The organism is Echinicola jeungdonensis (assembly GCF_030409905.1).
Classification (GTDB): domain Bacteria; phylum Bacteroidota; class Bacteroidia; order Cytophagales; family Cyclobacteriaceae; genus Echinicola; species Echinicola jeungdonensis.
In genome coordinates this window covers 1,620,202-1,635,922 of sequence record NZ_JAUFQT010000001.1, presented here as the reverse complement: position 1 = coordinate 1,635,922, position 15,721 = coordinate 1,620,202, and the positions used below count along the sequence as shown (strand labels likewise).

Below are 15,721 nucleotides of genomic sequence, written 5' to 3'. Positions count from 1 at the left end.
ACAATGGCCAAAAAGGGTTTAAAAGGAAGTTTCAGCCCAAGCTAGGTGGTGGAACAAAAGTATCCAGGTCAACCTCCTGAAGGTTGTCCTCAAAAAATGAAACATGGTCAGCAGGAATTACCTGCGCTGCAAACGTAAAGATGCTGGTATTAGGTAAAAGCTCAGCAAATGCCCGTTTTTGGGAAGGGTTTTGCTCGGTACCTTGATCTTGGTCTGCACCGGATTTATTGAGTTTTTTCATCAATATACATTGCCCATTACAATGCATTTCAGGCTGGTCTTTGTTGATACAAAGCACCTTTGCGATATAGTCCTGTTGCATTTTAAAATCCACATAAATTACCGGGGCCGTCAGAATTTTGATGACCATAAGCACCAGCAATAAGTGGGACATACAGGACAATACTTTGTTCATCCTACAAATATAGGTGGAAAAAATTTTTATTCTTGCTCCGGGTAATTGGAAATTGTTTTAATGGATTGAAAATCAGAACAGAAACTGATAAAGATCAATTTTTAGTATCAAGGGGCTATATATTAGTAACATCCTGAATTCGACAAAAAAGGACAGGATTATTGCCTTAACCGTCCTTGAAAGTTGGGGCTTATTAGGCTTCCGCCTTACAAATCCCACCCTTGATGTGAATGGCATATGTTATCCCTAGGTATGGAGTATTTTTATCTATTAAGGTTACATTATAGATTTCCTTGCCGGGGAGATATGGCAACGCTTTGAACCATGGTTCATACAGTCCTTTTATATCATGAAATATTAATCTCTCAATGACGATTTTAAATCGAATTGGGTTTATCAAAAGTGCTCAATATAGGGTCTTGGGTCTTATGTTAGGAAATACGAACCGGAATTAAATACTGATCTCAATCTTCTAATTTTAGAATCTTCCAAACCTTATCTTGCCATGAGGTTGACTTCCTGGTACCGGAAGCAATGCATCAGGTGGTCATTGACCAGCCCCGTGGCTTGCATATGGGAGTAGAGGGTAGTACTTCCCAGGAATTTAAATCCTTTGTCTTTGAGGTCTTTGGCCAAGAGGTCAGAAATGGGACTGGAAGCAGGAGCATCCCCCACACTGGTGAGTTGGTTGACAATAGGCTTACCGTCCACAAAATCCCAGATGTAAGAAGTGAAACTGCCTACTTTTGCTTGCAGTTCCATAAACTGTCTGGCATTATTTACAGCAGCCTCTATCTTTTGCCGGTTCCTGATGATTCCTTCATCTTCCATCAGCTCATCAATTTTGCTATCAGAAAATTCGGCTACTTTTTTGTAATCGAAATCTGCAAAAGCTTTGCGGTAATTTTCCCTTTTTTTTAAAATTGTTGCCCAGCTCAGGCCTGCCTGGGCACTTTCTAAAACTAAAAATTCAAAATGAACCCTGTCGCTATAAACCGGAACGCCCCATTCTTCATCATGGTATTTGATGTATTCTTTGAAACCTACACACCAGGGACAGCGGAATTTATTGCCTTGGTCAATCTGATATTTACCCATAGTAGTTGGTGATTTGAATATGAAAGCAGTAGAAATAAATTTACATAAAGTGGAAATTAATTCCCCAAAAAAGTATTATTTATTTCCAAATATAATTTGGGGGTGGATAGGGAAGGCTTGAAACTTACCAATAGATCTATTTGCAATAACTATTAAAAAAAATGGTTTTTAACCAGAGTTACCCTTTTAAGGATCATAATATTATTTTATTTATTCGTCTTACTTTTTTCATTGATGAAAAAGTAAGAATCCCGAGAGTTTTTGGGACTGGGTTGTGAGCAAAGCTTCAAAAGGGGGCACTCCTCACTGCGATTCCATTTCGGATTTCTAAAAAAACCAATAGAAACCCAGTCACTAAATAACAAATACACTTTTAAACATATTTCCAATACAATTCAATGTGCTTTAAAAAGATTGGGAAAAATAAATGGGGTGGATTTTTTATAATTCTTGTATGACTCACCAAATCGGGCTTCCAACTCCTTTTCTTCCACAAATTTGATGTACAATATGTAAAGGGATGGAATAATTAGTCCAAAGACCAAAAAACTCCAGGAATCCAGACTTATTCCAATTCCCAATATCATAAGAATGGTTCCGGTGACCATGGGATTTCTGGAATGGGCATAGGGGCCGGTAGTGACTAATTTTTGTGTAGGCAAAATAGGTGTTTGGCTACCTTTGGCCTGGGCAAATAATATTATGGTCCACATATAGAGTCCAAAACCCGTGAAAAAAAGGATTATACTTAAGCCAATGCCAATTAGATAAGGAATCCCAATAGGGTAATTAAAATGCAAGTAAGCCCACCAACCAGGAGCAAATACTACCACCGCAAGGAATATTAGTGGAAAAAGGATGAGCAGGATCCCTTTTAATTTTTCATTTAGGGGCCTATGTTGCCAATTTGAATATTTTTTGATCCACTTCTTCATATTATATATTAGGTGATTTGAGCGAAACTTTTGGGCATTTCATGATTCAACATTTTGCACTACCTTTTGTAATTGGACGGATAAGGGAGATATTGCCAACTTAGAAGGCACAGGGTGTATATTTTAATAGTAAACAAAGGACCAGGCGGAATAATTTTTGAAAGAATAATTAACTTTAAACCATGACAATAGATTTTGATGCAACCCAACCTTCCCGTGAATTGCGGGCCTGTAAACAAAAGATTGCAGGAATGGCCCTGGCCAGGTTAATCGTATTTTTTGTATTGGCTGCAGTATTGATAGTAGGGCTTTCTGAGGTCAGGTGGCTATTAATTTTATTTTTTCCCCTGAGTGCACTATTCATCTACTTTATCCTATTATTTAACGAACAAAAAGACAAGGAAGCTTTCCTAAATGCCCTTTTGGAAATGGAAGGGCAAAAGGAGAAAAGGAAAAAACGGGATTTAAAGGAATTTGAGCAAGGGATTACTTTTAAAGAAAAGCAACATCCCTTTTGTGATGATCTGGATCTTTTTGGACAACATTCCCTTTTCCAATTGATCAATCATACCGTAAATGAGGGTGGACAAAGACGCTTGGCAGAATGGATGAAAGCCTCCACAAATCCGACAAAAGCCCGGCAAAGAAACCAGGCCATCCATGAATTGACTGAGAAGGAGGATTTTATCAGAAATTTTGAGGCAATTGGAAAGGCTTTTATAAAAAAAGAAAAGTCGAAGAGAAGTTTTTATAAATGGCTAAATACCCGGAGCAGTTGGAAAAAAAGCTATCTAATTCCGATGATTATCGGCCCAATGGGAGGACTCCTCTTTCTGATGGCCTGGTTGCTAGGGGATTTTTCTTCTGCTTATTTAGGGGTTTGGATCCTGATAGGTTTTGGATTTTTGGGTTTGGTTTTTAAACCCCTTATGATGGCTGCCAAAGCCATGCCTAATGAAGGGGATTTGAAGACTTTTTCGGCCTGGGCCAATGAGCTTGAGCATATCGATTTTAAAAACCTCTATTTAAAAGACTTGCAAAGCCCGGTATTTGACATGGACTTTAAGGCTTCCAAAGCTTTAAAATCCCTGGAACAGCAAAGCTTTATGGTGCTGAACCGTGGCAATATGATTTATTTGATTTTTAACCTGCTATTTTGGGTGGATATTTTTGTGCTTTGGAGACTGGAGAGGTGGAAGGATAAACATGCCCCCCATATCAAAAATTGGGAGGAGGTTTTTGAAAAATGGCAGGTAATGGTTTCGCTTGCTGCCTTTAGCCGGGAAGAGAAGCTGGATGGTTCAATGGATTGGACAGATGAACTGGTTCTGGAAGCCATCCAAATCAAGCACCCTTTGATCCAACCGGAACACTGTGTCAGCAATGATCTTAAAATGAAGGTGGATAAAAAAATTATTTTGCTTACAGGGGCCAATATGTCCGGCAAAACCACTTTTATGAGAACCCTGGGCATTAATCTGGTAATGGTAAATTTGGGGCTCAACCCTATGGGAAAACATTTGCTTTGTGGTCCTTTTCAACTTTTTACCAGTATGAGGAATATTGATAATCTGGGAGAGAGTATAAGTTCTTTTTATGCCGAATTGTCGCGGATCAAAAAATTATTGAGTTTTGCAGAAAAGGGTGAACCTGTGTTTTTTCTATTGGACGAAATCCTGAAAGGAACCAATACTACGGACCGGGTCATGGGAAGTGAAGCCTTGATCAGGCAACTCTCTGATAGCAACTGTAAAGGGATCATTTCCACCCATGATATTGAGCTCAGCCAACTTGAGGAAAAAATTCTATCCCTGGCCAATTTCAGTTTTCACAGTGATATTCAGGAGGACCAAATAAACTTTGATTATAAAATCAAACCAGGTCCTTGCCCCAATTTCAATGCGCACAAACTTATGGAATTGATGGGGATTAGATTTATTCCTCATAATTGAATTTTTCTTGGCATAAAGATTGATCTTAAATGGTTGTAAATCAATGTTTTCACTAAACAACCAGGAAAATGAGCTCACTATTGTATTTAATTGCCATCATTTTAGTGATCGGATGGATATTTGGAGCCTTTGTCTATAGCCTTGGAGGCTTGATACATATATTATTGGTATTGGCAGTTATTGCTGTTTTATTGAGGTTAATAGGAGGAAGGCCCATCTGATTTGAATTCAAGGTTTGAAAAAAACGCTATACCTGAAAAGGATAGCGTTTTTTATTTTAATTTTGGGGAATCTTTCACCAAAAAAAGGAAAACAAGTGCAAGAGAATTACCAGCAAAAGACTTTAGGGATTTTAGGAGGTGGCCAATTGGGCCGGATGGTGATCCAATCAGCTATCAACTACAATATTGATATTCATATTTTGGATCCGGACCAACATGCTCCCTGCCGTCATATTGCTCATGCATTTACTCAGGGTAAACTGACCGATTTTGATACGGTTTATGAGTTTGGAAAAAACTGTGACATTCTGACCATAGAAATTGAAAATGTCAATACTGATGCCTTGGAGCAATTGGCCAAAGAGGGCAAAAAAGTTTTTCCACAACCCCATATCATCAAACTTATTCAGGATAAAAGGGAGCAAAAGCAGTTCTACAAGAACCATCAGATACCCACGGCTGATTTTATCCTAACGGATAACAGGGAAGCTGTAAAAGCCCAATCCGATTTTTTACCAGCTGTTAATAAATTGGGAAAAGAAGGATATGATGGACGCGGGGTGCAGGTATTGCATTCTGAAGCGGATTTGGATAAAGCATTTGAAGCCCCCAGTTTGGTAGAAAAACTGGTGGATTTTGATAAGGAAATTTCGGTCATCGTAGCCCGCAATGAGCAGGGTGAATTAAATGCTTTCCCTCCTGTGGAATGTGCCTTCCATCCTACTGCTAATTTGGTGGAGTTTTTATTTGCCCCTGCCCAGATTTCTGATGAAGTAAACCAAAAAGCTATAGAGGTGGCCAAAGATGTAATGACCAAACTGGATATGGTGGGCATTTTGGCAGTTGAAATGTTTGTGACCCAAGACGGTGAAATCCTTGTCAATGAAGTGGCCCCAAGACCTCATAACAGTGGTCACCATACCATTGAGGCCAATTTTACTTCCCAATTTGAGCAGCATTTACGGTCAGTGATGGGCATGCCATTAGGGAATACCGATTTGAGAACACCTGCAGCCATGGTCAACCTTTTGGGAGAAGATGGATTCACCGGAGAGGCATTGGTGGAAGGCATGGATGAAGCCATCCATGAAAAAGGGGTTTATATTCACCTTTATGGGAAGAAAATCACGAAACCTTTTAGAAAAATGGGGCATGTGACTATTTTGGAGGAAAATGTAGAGGCTTTGAAATACAAAGCCCTGAAAATTAAAGATATTATTAAAATAAAAGCATAAAAAATGAGCAAACAGGTTGGAATCATTATGGGAAGTAAGTCGGACCTTTCCATCATGTCTGAAGCTGCCAGAGCTTTGGATGAATTGGGAGTAGGTTATGAACTTACCATCGTATCGGCCCACAGGACACCCATGAAGATGATTGATTATGCCGAAAATGCCAGAAAAAGAGGCGTAAAGGTCATCATTGCGGGAGCAGGTGGTGCAGCACATTTGCCTGGAATGGTGGCATCATTGACCTCCCTTCCTGTCATTGGAGTTCCCATTAAGTCTTCCAACAGCATCGATGGCTGGGACAGTATTTTGTCGATATTGCAGATGCCTGGAGGAATTCCAGTAGCTACCGTGGCACTCAATGGGGCCAAAAATGCAGGAATTTTGGCTGCCTCTATGGTGGGTGCTTTTGATGCCCGGGTTGCTGAAAATATGGATAAATATAAAAAGGATTTGAGGATCAAGGTGGAAGAAACAGCTAAAGAGGTAGAACTGAAAGGTTGGAAGGAAACCCTTGACGATTAATTCCATAAATAATTGATAAAGGGATATTGGGCTTTTTGAATTAGGTCTGATGTCCTTTTTTATTTTACACCATGATCGATTTTAAGAAAAATATTCGATTTAAGATAGGTTCTGAAAATTGGGAAATGCCACTGGGGGTTTTCCTTCTTTTGCTAGGAATAGCCCTGGTGATGATCATTGGAGGTATTTTTTGGGGAATTCACATTGGAAAGAGTTTTGGAAATTGATGTTGGAACCACATGGGAGTATAGGTTACCTTAGAGTGATTAATGATTTTGTAGCATAAAATTAGGATTAAAAAAACTGAATGGCCCCTTATAAATGGTTGGAATAACTTTTTAAATTAAACCTTAAAACATTTTCAAAAAAGCTATCTCCTCCGGACAATTTTTCAACATTTTAAACTTAATAACACTTTCCAACCTTTCAATCCTGTTTTCATTGATTATTAGGGCTTTATAAAATTATTAAAAATGAAATTGGATCAGGTGATTTTAATATTCAATTATTTATTTGATTAATAATTAGCTAAATTGTTAATTATACTGTAAAAAATAAATTTATTTGTTGTTATATTTGCAACGTAAGCAAGCATGTATTACATTTGTAATATAAAGCAAAGCGAAAAGCGCTTAAAAGCTTACATACTGTAGGGTGTTGAAACTGGCAGACATGCCTCTCTGTCTCAGAGGTGGGGAATCCAGGATAAAGCAAATATCGAGCTCGTGTTTTGCCTAACTGCCCCGTGGAGGTTCGAATCCTTCCCCTACAGCAGGTTATTTTGGGTTTATTGTTAATTGACTAAAGGCTATGAAGTTTGTTCATAGCTTTTTTTTTGCCAAAAATTAAAAGCAAATAGGGACCTTTGTCCACATTGGGAAGGATCCTTTTCGTGTTTCCCGCTATTCGGGATTCAAGAGCTTTTCGACCTTTGCAACGTCGAATTTCCAATAAGAAGTGGTTCTGGTCCTACACAATGGGATCAATAACTTAAGATTATTCTCTTATGAAGAATTAGGGACAAAAAAGGTAAGCCCTACCAGTAGGGCTTACCTTTTTTCCATTTTTATATGGGTAATTTTTATTTTTCAGTGCTGGTAATAAAAGGGATTTTTTTGGTTGGCCATTTTCCATCTTCAATAGGAAATGTTTCCAATTTATCCGGATCAATTACAACATGTTTGACCCGTACCCTATGCCATGTATAAAGGATATGCACCAATCCATCCGAGGTTTGGATTATTGCGGGGTAAGAAAATTGCTTGCCAGGTTCATCCAGGTAATCAAGGGCAAGTGCAGCATCCCATTTTTTGCCATCTTTGCTGACAGCCACATTTATGATGCCTCTGCCTTTATGTCCCATCTTTGGTTGGGTACGGGTAGAATGATTGTAAACCAAAATTTGACGGCCATCTTTCAGGGTAACCCCATCCAAACCTGAATTATTATTGGGAAGTATAGTCGGTTCCATTTTTGACCAGGTGAGTCCTCCATCCTCTGACCAGGTTTCGTAGATATACCCTCCTTTTTTGTGGTGTGTTCTGGAAAGCATTTGAATATCTCCATTCGGATAAGTTAAGAGAGTAGGTTGAATAGCATCTACATTCTCTGGGTCATTGAGCGGACCAATGATTTCCCAGGTTTTACCACCATCAGTACTTCGTTCCACATGCACTTTCCAGCCATCACCCTCTGTGCTGGAACCAGCTATAATGGAACCATCCTCAAGTTGGATGGGCTTATTTTTTACAGGACCGATCAGGTCTTCTCCCAGTTTTTCTGCTTCGCTCCAGGTATGGCCACCGTCTTTGGAAGTTTTTACCATTCCCCACCATTTACTAGGGTGAGGTCCAATTTTATAAAATAACATTAAATCACCTCCCTCAGGCTGAAACAAAACAGGGTTCCAGGTGGGCAAGCGGGTTCCATCAGGTTGAACACCATCAGCCACACTCACTGGGTCTGTCCATTCTCCACCTGGTTTTTTTCTTGCAATTCGGATTTCCACATCGGGATGACGTTCCTTAGTACCCCCAAAAAAAGTGGCCAAAAGCTCACCATTTTCAAGTTCAATCAAACTTGCAGAGTGACATTGTGGAAAGTCAGCTTCTTTATATAGGAATTCCTCCAAAACAATACCCTCCCGGTGTTCACCGGAATTATTTGTGGAATCTTGGGAGGAGCCTTGGGAACCACCACATGCTGTTAAGAAAAGATGGCTGCTCAATAAAATACTGACCAGCATTAATGATTTTATAGAAAATTTCATATCAACTTAATTTTTATCAAAAGTATAATGATAGCAAAAGGGAGCATCCTGCCCTATCCTGATTTTTTTGGGAGAAAATAGTAGAAGAGGGAATTAAGCTGTTAAATATGGTTTTTAGTTTTTCTGTGGGTTGGTCCTCCGTCCCGATGGAAATTGAGCTTTAAGTCTTTAATTATTTATAGAGCCAGGGTTGCAAATTTCAGAAGTCCCCCGGCACAGCCAAGTGGTACAACTTAGGTTTCATAAATCACCACTGAAAAAAGTACAGATTTCTGGGGGCCCATTTCTCCCTATCCAATTCTATTTCTTCCTCTAATCCAAAAACAGTCCCCATCCATCATCGAATTTTTTACTGGGGTCAAAGTCTTTTACCCAATCCACAAAAAGCATTTTGAAATCATTAATAGCATCCCGTAACAATTGCAAATGTTCCTCCGAATGAGTATCCACCATCGCTACCGAATAAGTCATGGAATTCAAATGCCGGGCATGCACTTTCATGATAACTGCATTTTCCATTTTGAGAATATAATCATCCACTCCTTCGGCACCGGCAAACTTACCACAGATCAAAGTGGCATCTTCCATCATAAAGGAGCCATACATTTCCTTGGCTTGCTCATCCAATACCCCCACCAAAGCTTGGGTAAGTTCCAGAATATCCTGGGCTTTTCGCATGACCGGGTGCCGCTTAATCCTTTCTTGTTCATTATTGAAATCATCCTCATCACCTTCATCCCAATTTTCCTCTTCGTCAAAATCATCCCACATAATACTATATACTTATTGGTTACTGAATAAAAAAAGCGGCCCGTAGACCGCTTTAAATATACTATTTTTGAAAAGGATGCAAAGACTAAAATGGCAAAATATCTTCTCCACTTTCGTCGTTAAAAGTGCTTACATCCGGTGCTTGTGCTGAACCGGAATTGCCTGCTGGGTTGTCACCCTTTTTATCTACACGCCATACTTTCACATCCGTATACCAACGACCGTTAAATTCCCTGCTTTCAACTTCTACACCTGCCGTTACCTCATCTCCTTCTTGCATACCAAATTGATCAATTTTGTCCCCCCATACGGTAAGGCATACTTTTTTGGGATATTGCCCATTGGTTTCCAAAATGTAATCCCTTTTTCTCCAAACACCATTACGGCCATTGCCGGACACCTCCTGTAAGGCCTGGATTATTTTTCCACTGATTTCCATGTATATCTCAAGTTTTATTTATTTCAGAACCACGAAGGTACTTAAACCCCAGCATCTAAAAAATACTTCCCTGATAAACTAAAAATATTTCAAAAGCCAACTTGCCAGGCATTAGAGAAAAGAGCTAAATACAAGTGTTTGAAATACAATAGCAAATTTAAAAGAAATGTCGATCAAATGAAGTTAATTGAAAAGAATGGATACAAAGGGGGGAGGTTTTTGGCTTGAAGAAAAATTCCAGGCTTAAAAGTAAAAGTTAGATCAAAGGGTAAATTCTTTGCTAATGGTTATCTTTGGGCAATTCATTTTATGACCTTACCTAAAGAAAGCAAATACACTGAAGGGAAGATCTTTCATGCCCTTACTCGTCTTGCGATCCCCATTATTCTGGCCAATGTTCTCCAAACTGCTTATCAGTTAATTGACACCTTTTGGCTGGGGAGATTGGGTGCGCATGCCGTGGCTGCTGTCAGTATTAGTTTTCCCATTCTATTTTTTATCCTTTCCCTGGGAGGGGGTTTGACATTGGCCGGTACGGTCCTGGTTTCACAGTACAAAGGCTCCCAAAACCAGAGGATGGTGGATTTCATTTCCTCTCAAACCGTATTTATTGTTTTTATAGTGTCTGTTTTTTTAGCCTTGACTGGGTTTTATACCGCAAGGCCACTGATGAAACTTATAGGATCCGGACCGGAAATTTTGGAGGATGCTGTTTCCTATTTTAAAGTTAGTTCCCTGGGCTTTGTATTCCTTTTTTTATTTTTCGTATTCCAATCCTTGTTGCGAGGAATTGGGAAGGTTTTGCTTCCTGTATATGTGATTTTGGTTACCGTTTTGCTCAATCTGGGATTGGATCCGCTGTTTATTTATGGTTATGGTCCCATTCCAGGTTATGGAGTGGCAGGGGCAGCAGTAGCCAGTGTGATTACCCAGGGATTATCTGCAGTGGTGGGGATTTATGTGCTTTGGAAAGGGAAATACGGGATCCAAATCCACTGGTCTGAAATGAAACTTAATTTTAAATGGATTAAAGAGCTTTTCCGTTTAGGTATTCCTTCCAGTTTAGAGCAATCTGCCAGGGCATTGGGAATGGCCATGATGGTGGTTTTGGTGACCAGCTTTAACAGTGAAGTAGTGGCCGCTTACGGAGTGGGTGCCCGCTTACTGAGTTTTGTGATCGTTCCTGCACTGGGTTTGTCTATTGCAACCACCTCCCTTGTGGGGCAAAATATTGGCGCTTTACAAACCAAAAGGGCCGAGCACACAGGTTTACTCAGTGCCAAAGTGGCTTTTATTGGATTGACCGGGGTGGGTATTTTATTATTTATTTTTGCAGAAGATTTGGTTCGTTTTTTTGTGCCCAATGAACCCAAAGTAATTCAGGATGGCGCCCTTTTTATCAAAATAATGGGACCCAGTTTTGGCTTTTTAGGGGTCCAACAAGTAATGAATGGGACCTTTAATGGGGCAGGTTTTACCAAGGCCTCCATGTTTGTGTCCCTGCTCAATCTCTGGGTGATCCGGTTTCCAGTCGGCTATTATTTGGCCTATCATACGGATTTGGGGCATGTGGGGATTTATTGGGCTTTTCCGATCTCCAACTGGATATCTTCCACCGCTGCCTTTGTCTATTTTAGAATGGGCTATTGGAAAAAAAGGTTGAAAGGAAATTTTCAGGAATCAGAAAAGGTCAGTTGAGCTTTGTTGTCAGCGTAATATTTGTTTTCCATATAGCAGGTATTAAATTGATCCTGCCGGAACTATCCTGAAATTTATTCAGGTATATAAATTCAAACTTATGGCATCTTCCATAAAAAATATTCTTTATCAGGATTTTAAACAACAGGGATTGGATACCCAAAACCAGGATTTTATCCAGGCATTGGAGGTGGCTTTGTTTTCAGATAAGTCCCTATTTTTGACAGGAAAGGCCGGAACAGGTAAAACTACTTTTTTGCATACCCTGAGGAGAATAAACTTAAATAAAAACATGGCTGTGTTAGCACCCACAGGAGTTGCGGCCATCAATGCCAAAGGAAAAACCATTCATTCTTTCTTTAAAATAGACCCCCGGCAGATTTTTCTTCCTGGTGATCCAAGATTGCAAGTAAAGACCAAGGAAAAAGGTAATTCCATATTTGACCATTTTCGTTACCGCAAAAAGCATCGCAAGGTTTTGGAAAGCCTACAGTTACTGGTTATTGATGAAGTGTCAATGGTTCGGGTCGAAATATTGGACCTGATAGACCAATTGTTGCGGGTTTTCAGAAAAAAAATGCATTTGCCCTTTGGGGGGGTTCAAATGATCTTCATCGGTGACCCCTTTCAACTTCCTCCTGTAGTAAGGCCTAGGGAATGGGAGTTTTTGGCCCCCCATTATGAGTCAAGGTATTTTTTTAGTTCGCATGCATTTAAGAAATTAAATCCCATCCACATTGGGCTTAACAAGATTTATAGGCAAAAGGATGAGGCTTTTAAAAATACCCTTAATCGAATCAGGGAAAATCATCATTCCTATGCGGATTTGGACCGGCTAAATCTTACTTCCCAGAAATATAACTTTGATCTTTTGGACCAGGGTTTTGTCTTGATTGGCACCCACAATGCCACCATTGGGCAAATCAACGAACAAAAATTGGCAGAAATTCGCAAAGAGCCACGGATTTATAAAGCTGAGATCAAAGATAATTTCCCCTTAAATATGGCACCATTTGACCCTATTGACCTGACCCTTAAGATTGGTGCCCAGGTGATTTTTATGCGAAATAACGGGGAAGAAAAATATTATAACGGGATGATAGGCAAGGTGGCTGAATTAGAAAAAAACAAAATTTTAGTGGAGGACCGAAAAGGGTTCCTTTACGAAGTGGAGCGAGAGGTATGGGAAAATGTGGAATATGAATATGATGAGGAAAAGCAACATTTGGAAGCCAAGGTGATAGGCACCTTTACCCAGTTTCCCCTAAAATTAGCTTGGGCCATCACGGTTCATAAAAGTCAGGGCTTGACATTTGACAGGGCCATCTTGGATATTCATCGTTCATTTGAAGCTGGACAGGCCTATGTTGCCCTCAGTCGCTGTACTTCCTTGAAAGGTATGGTGTTGAAGACACCGATTCCTTTTTCCAGTGTGAAAGTTAGCCCTGAATGCATTGAATTCAGCCATCATCGTTCTGCTACTGACCAAATAGAAAAAGAATTGGAGGAGGCCAGGGCCATGGCGGTGATGAGACATGCTTTTAAGGCGTTTAGAAAGGGTGATTATGATTTGGCTGAAAGAATCTTTAAGGAGGTCCAGGCCATCCATGATGTGACAAAATACCCTAAATGGCAACAATTTTTGAGGATAAAAGAAAAGCTGGAGGACCGTTATTATACCCGGAGGGATTAAGGTGTATCCTGAAGATGGTCCTGATTTGCAATCAAGACTTTCTTATAAAAAAATTGATAGGGTTTTCATCCCCACGGATCAACCGGAAAAGTTGGGGCGGATAAAATCTTCCTAATACATTTTTGGTTTCATTTGGTACCACTAAAAACCAAATCTATGTTTCGGTTAGAAGATTGCAGATTCCCTGATATCGGTAGGTCGGGATTTCAAATCCCGACCAGCCCATTTTTTCTTACAGGGTAATTATTACTCTCCCCAAAGGTTATTGGAGTGATCCATCTCCCTACCAAGTTTTACAAAAAAAATTCAGCATTCCTTCCGGCCCCTGTCTCTGACCGGAAGGATTAGCTGAATAAATTACTTGATTCTGGGATACTTATAATTTACATATAATTATTCGGATTACCTTACCATCCTGATTAATTTGCCAAGGTAAACCCAGTTTAAATCTCTGGTTTTTCTGCCTTCCTCAGCTTTCATTTTGGTTTCATCACTTACATCTTCCCAACCAGTATCCAGGCTATTGACAAATTGGCTATAATCTTTATACATATTTACAGTCAAATGGGATGCTTTGGCTTTACTTCCATAGGGGATAATAATTCTTCCAAGTCCCCAATAACCTTTTATACCATTATCGACCATTTTTTGATGAACTGGGTAAAAGACTTCTTTTTCAGCTTTTTCATAATCTCCGAAATTGCCTTTATGGGCATGCATAAATGTAATTGCCGCCACTGATCCAATATCAGCCACAAAACTTCCATTAGTTTCTTTAAGCACCTCTACAAAATATCTTTCGGATAGTTCTCTTGAAGTAATGGAGTTATTGAATTTTTGGCGGATCATATCATCCGTAAAATCCGGGTAAGCCATGGAAGCCATCTCCCTAATGTTTTCCCCTGCTTGCAGCATCTTAACTGGACTGTCAAACATGGTAACTACCATATATTGGTACTGCTGATCTTCCCCCCCGGGTTTTAAATGCCATAAGTCCCAGCCAATGATATCTCCTTTTTCGATTCTTTTTTTGTGGATTTTTTCCCAAAATTTTTCAGTTTCCAAATAATCTAACTCCTTATCATTTTCCACCTCCATAAATTCCAGAATTGCATAAAATTTGTCTTGGGCCATTAATTGGCCGCAAAAAAGGGCCAAAAAGATAAAAGCAAATAATTTTTTCATGGTGTGTTGGGTTTTTTGTTGATAAAACTATGCCTACATGTAATATACCGATAAACAAGGAAAAAAGCCACGATTATTGGCGCCTAAAACCTTGAAAATGAATAATAATGGAGAATTCAGAAATGATAAATTTTGGATATTTTGTTACCAAAGTTTTTCCACCCCAAAGATTTTTTCAATAACTTCAACCCTATATTACCCTCATCTTCAAATGATTGAAGTCATGACACCATCTGGAAATTCCGTGTTCCACCCTTCGCATGACCCTAGAATAGATGAATACATTGGAAAATCTGCTTCTTTTGCACAACCTCTTTTGGTTCATATGCGGTCATTGGTGCACCAGGCGTGCCCGGAGGTAAAAGAAACGATCAAGTGGGGCATGCCGCATTTTATGTACAAGGATGAAATCCTGTGCAGCATGGCCGCCTTTAAGGCGCATTGTGCTTTTGTATTTTGGAAGGCTACCTTGATGAAGGATCCTGCTTTACAGGAAAATGCCTTAGGTGAAACAGCGATGGGACATCTTGGAAGGATTACTGCTTTAGCTGATTTGCCATCTGATGAAGAGATGGTTTCCTATTTGCATGAAGCCATGGAACTCAATGAAAAAGGAGCAAAACCTCCAAAAAAATTAGCCCAAAAGAAGGACCTTCAATTACCGGAAGATCTTCGGGAAGCCCTTTCTGCCAATGCCAAAGCTTTTGAATCCTTCGAGAATTTTAGCTATACCCATCAAAAAGAATATATCGATTGGATCTCCGAGGCCAAAACAAAAAGTACAAGGCAAAAAAGGTTAAAAACTGCCATTGATTATATGGAGGAAGGAAAACCAAAAAATTGGAAGTATTTGAAGGATAATAAAAGCAAATGAAAACTAAGGTATTCACTACCGGTATTGATTTTAATTGGGTAAATTTAAGGTAAATGAGCTTTTATTTGGATTAAAAAATGAAAGACCCTATCCACCAATTGTCGGGAATATTTATCATTTTATTGCAGTGCATTGCTGCACTGTTGTGTGTACTTTTTTTGTTATTGGGATTATTGGCCTTTAATGGATTGGATTTTGTCAATTTAATCCTAAAAATTATTGATGAACCTTACAGGATCCATTCCGATCAGGTATGGTTTGCCGGCTTTTTGTTTATGGGAAAAGCCTTCCTTAGTTTGATTGCTTTTATTGTCTTTACCTATCTGAAAAAAGTGATCAATAAGGAAATGACTTCCGGGCCACCTTTCCATAAATTGCCCTAAGGAAATCATTTTCCTAAAGATCTATTTTTTTGAT

Annotated in this window: 15 protein-coding genes; 8 read left to right on the top strand and 7 right to left on the bottom strand. The window is 39.4% G+C overall.

From position 1 onward, the window contains the following. Positions 1-31: 31 nt before the first annotated feature. The 3 genes from QWY93_RS06950 to QWY93_RS06940 form a co-directional block, all read right to left on the bottom strand. Entirely contained in the window at positions 32-415 is a 384-nt protein-coding gene (locus tag QWY93_RS06950; protein ID WP_290247450.1) for a hypothetical protein, read from the bottom strand. Positions 416-910: 495 nt separating this feature from the next. After that, positions 911-1,513 (bottom strand): DNA-3-methyladenine glycosylase I, encoded by a 603-nt coding sequence (locus QWY93_RS06945; RefSeq protein WP_290247449.1) that lies wholly within the window; start codon positions 1,511-1,513, stop codon positions 911-913. Positions 1,514-1,908: 395 nt separating this feature from the next. Then, positions 1,909-2,448: a methyltransferase family protein gene (locus QWY93_RS06940; RefSeq protein ID WP_290247448.1), complete on the bottom strand. Its 540-nt coding sequence runs from the start codon at positions 2,446-2,448 to the stop codon at positions 1,909-1,911. A 182-nt stretch (positions 2,449-2,630) separates the two neighbouring features. Between QWY93_RS06940 and QWY93_RS06935 the strand changes: the two genes are divergently transcribed. From QWY93_RS06935 to purE, 4 genes are all read left to right on the top strand, one after another. Continuing rightward, entirely contained in the window at positions 2,631-4,400 is a 1,770-nt protein-coding gene (locus QWY93_RS06935) for a MutS-related protein (RefSeq protein ID WP_290247446.1), read from the top strand. Between the two features lie 68 nt (positions 4,401-4,468). Continuing rightward, positions 4,469-4,621, top strand: a complete 153-nt coding sequence (locus QWY93_RS06930; protein ID WP_290247445.1) for a lmo0937 family membrane protein — start codon at positions 4,469-4,471, stop codon at positions 4,619-4,621. A 95-nt stretch (positions 4,622-4,716) separates the two neighbouring features. After that, positions 4,717-5,856 carry a 5-(carboxyamino)imidazole ribonucleotide synthase gene (locus QWY93_RS06925; RefSeq protein WP_290247444.1) on the top strand — a complete coding sequence of 380 codons (1,140 nt, stop codon included), beginning with the start codon at positions 4,717-4,719 and terminating at the stop codon, positions 5,854-5,856. Between the two features lie 3 nt (positions 5,857-5,859). Then, a complete protein-coding gene (purE, locus tag QWY93_RS06920) occupies positions 5,860-6,375 on the top strand; it encodes a 5-(carboxyamino)imidazole ribonucleotide mutase (RefSeq protein ID WP_290247443.1) in 516 nt (171 codons plus the stop codon). A gap of 1,081 nt (positions 6,376-7,456) precedes the next feature. On the opposite strand, the gene QWY93_RS06915 is transcribed toward purE, so the two are convergent. The 3 genes from QWY93_RS06915 to QWY93_RS06905 all read right to left on the bottom strand — a co-directional run bounded on the left by QWY93_RS06915 (position 7,457) and on the right by QWY93_RS06905 (position 9,854). Next, positions 7,457-8,644, bottom strand: a complete 1,188-nt coding sequence (locus QWY93_RS06915; RefSeq protein ID WP_290247442.1) for a sialidase family protein — start codon at positions 8,642-8,644, stop codon at positions 7,457-7,459. Positions 8,645-8,956: 312 nt separating this feature from the next. Continuing rightward, on the bottom strand, positions 8,957-9,415 hold the full coding sequence (locus QWY93_RS06910) for a hypothetical protein (RefSeq protein WP_290247441.1): 459 nt from the start codon (positions 9,413-9,415) through the stop codon (positions 8,957-8,959). 85 nt (positions 9,416-9,500) lie between these two features. After that, a complete protein-coding gene (locus QWY93_RS06905) occupies positions 9,501-9,854 on the bottom strand; it encodes a DUF3127 domain-containing protein (RefSeq protein ID WP_290247440.1) in 354 nt (117 codons plus the stop codon). A 309-nt stretch (positions 9,855-10,163) separates the two neighbouring features. Here QWY93_RS06905 and QWY93_RS06900 point away from each other — a divergent pair, with 309 nt between their 5' ends. Next, positions 10,164-11,552 (top strand): MATE family efflux transporter, encoded by a 1,389-nt coding sequence (locus QWY93_RS06900; RefSeq protein WP_290247439.1) that lies wholly within the window; start codon positions 10,164-10,166, stop codon positions 11,550-11,552. Positions 11,553-11,652: 100 nt separating this feature from the next. Further along, complete coding sequence (locus tag QWY93_RS06895) at positions 11,653-13,245, top strand: ATP-dependent DNA helicase (protein WP_290247438.1); 1,593 nt, start codon at positions 11,653-11,655, stop codon at positions 13,243-13,245. 402 nt (positions 13,246-13,647) lie between these two features. Here the strand turns inward: QWY93_RS06895 and QWY93_RS06890 are convergent, their stop codons facing one another. Next, positions 13,648-14,430, bottom strand: a complete 783-nt coding sequence (locus QWY93_RS06890; RefSeq protein WP_290247437.1) for a hypothetical protein — start codon at positions 14,428-14,430, stop codon at positions 13,648-13,650. 223 nt (positions 14,431-14,653) lie between these two features. On the opposite strand from QWY93_RS06890, the gene QWY93_RS06885 reads away from it, so the two are divergent. Further along, positions 14,654-15,304 (top strand): YdeI/OmpD-associated family protein, encoded by a 651-nt coding sequence (locus tag QWY93_RS06885; RefSeq protein ID WP_290247436.1) that lies wholly within the window; start codon positions 14,654-14,656, stop codon positions 15,302-15,304. Between the two features lie 77 nt (positions 15,305-15,381). Beyond that, a complete protein-coding gene (locus tag QWY93_RS06880; protein ID WP_290247435.1) occupies positions 15,382-15,687 on the top strand; it encodes a hypothetical protein in 306 nt (101 codons plus the stop codon). The last annotated feature ends 34 nt before the right edge of the window (positions 15,688-15,721 follow it).

Bases quoted from the DNA above. Each gene is read 5' to 3' on its own strand.
- QWY93_RS06950 (WP_290247450.1), bottom strand. From the start codon at position 415: ATGAACAAAGTATTGTCCTGTATGTCCCACTTATTGCTGGTGCTTATG.
- QWY93_RS06945 (WP_290247449.1), bottom strand. From the start codon at position 1,513: ATGGGTAAATATCAGATTGACCAAGGCAATAAATTCCGCTGTCCCTGG.
- QWY93_RS06940 (WP_290247448.1), bottom strand. From the start codon at position 2,448: ATGAAGAAGTGGATCAAAAAATATTCAAATTGGCAACATAGGCCCCTA.
- QWY93_RS06935 (WP_290247446.1), top strand. From the start codon at position 2,631: ATGACAATAGATTTTGATGCAACCCAACCTTCCCGTGAATTGCGGGCC.
- QWY93_RS06930 (WP_290247445.1), top strand. From the start codon at position 4,469: ATGAGCTCACTATTGTATTTAATTGCCATCATTTTAGTGATCGGATGG.
- purE (WP_290247443.1), top strand. From the start codon at position 5,860: ATGAGCAAACAGGTTGGAATCATTATGGGAAGTAAGTCGGACCTTTCC.
- QWY93_RS06915 (WP_290247442.1), bottom strand. From the start codon at position 8,644: ATGAAATTTTCTATAAAATCATTAATGCTGGTCAGTATTTTATTGAGC.
- QWY93_RS06910 (WP_290247441.1), bottom strand. From the start codon at position 9,415: ATGTGGGATGATTTTGACGAAGAGGAAAATTGGGATGAAGGTGATGAG.
- QWY93_RS06905 (WP_290247440.1), bottom strand. From the start codon at position 9,854: ATGGAAATCAGTGGAAAAATAATCCAGGCCTTACAGGAGGTGTCCGGC.
- QWY93_RS06900 (WP_290247439.1), top strand. From the start codon at position 10,164: ATGACCTTACCTAAAGAAAGCAAATACACTGAAGGGAAGATCTTTCAT.
- QWY93_RS06895 (WP_290247438.1), top strand. From the start codon at position 11,653: ATGGCATCTTCCATAAAAAATATTCTTTATCAGGATTTTAAACAACAG.
- QWY93_RS06890 (WP_290247437.1), bottom strand. From the start codon at position 14,430: ATGAAAAAATTATTTGCTTTTATCTTTTTGGCCCTTTTTTGCGGCCAA.
- QWY93_RS06885 (WP_290247436.1), top strand. From the start codon at position 14,654: ATGACACCATCTGGAAATTCCGTGTTCCACCCTTCGCATGACCCTAGA.
- QWY93_RS06880 (WP_290247435.1), top strand. From the start codon at position 15,382: ATGAAAGACCCTATCCACCAATTGTCGGGAATATTTATCATTTTATTG.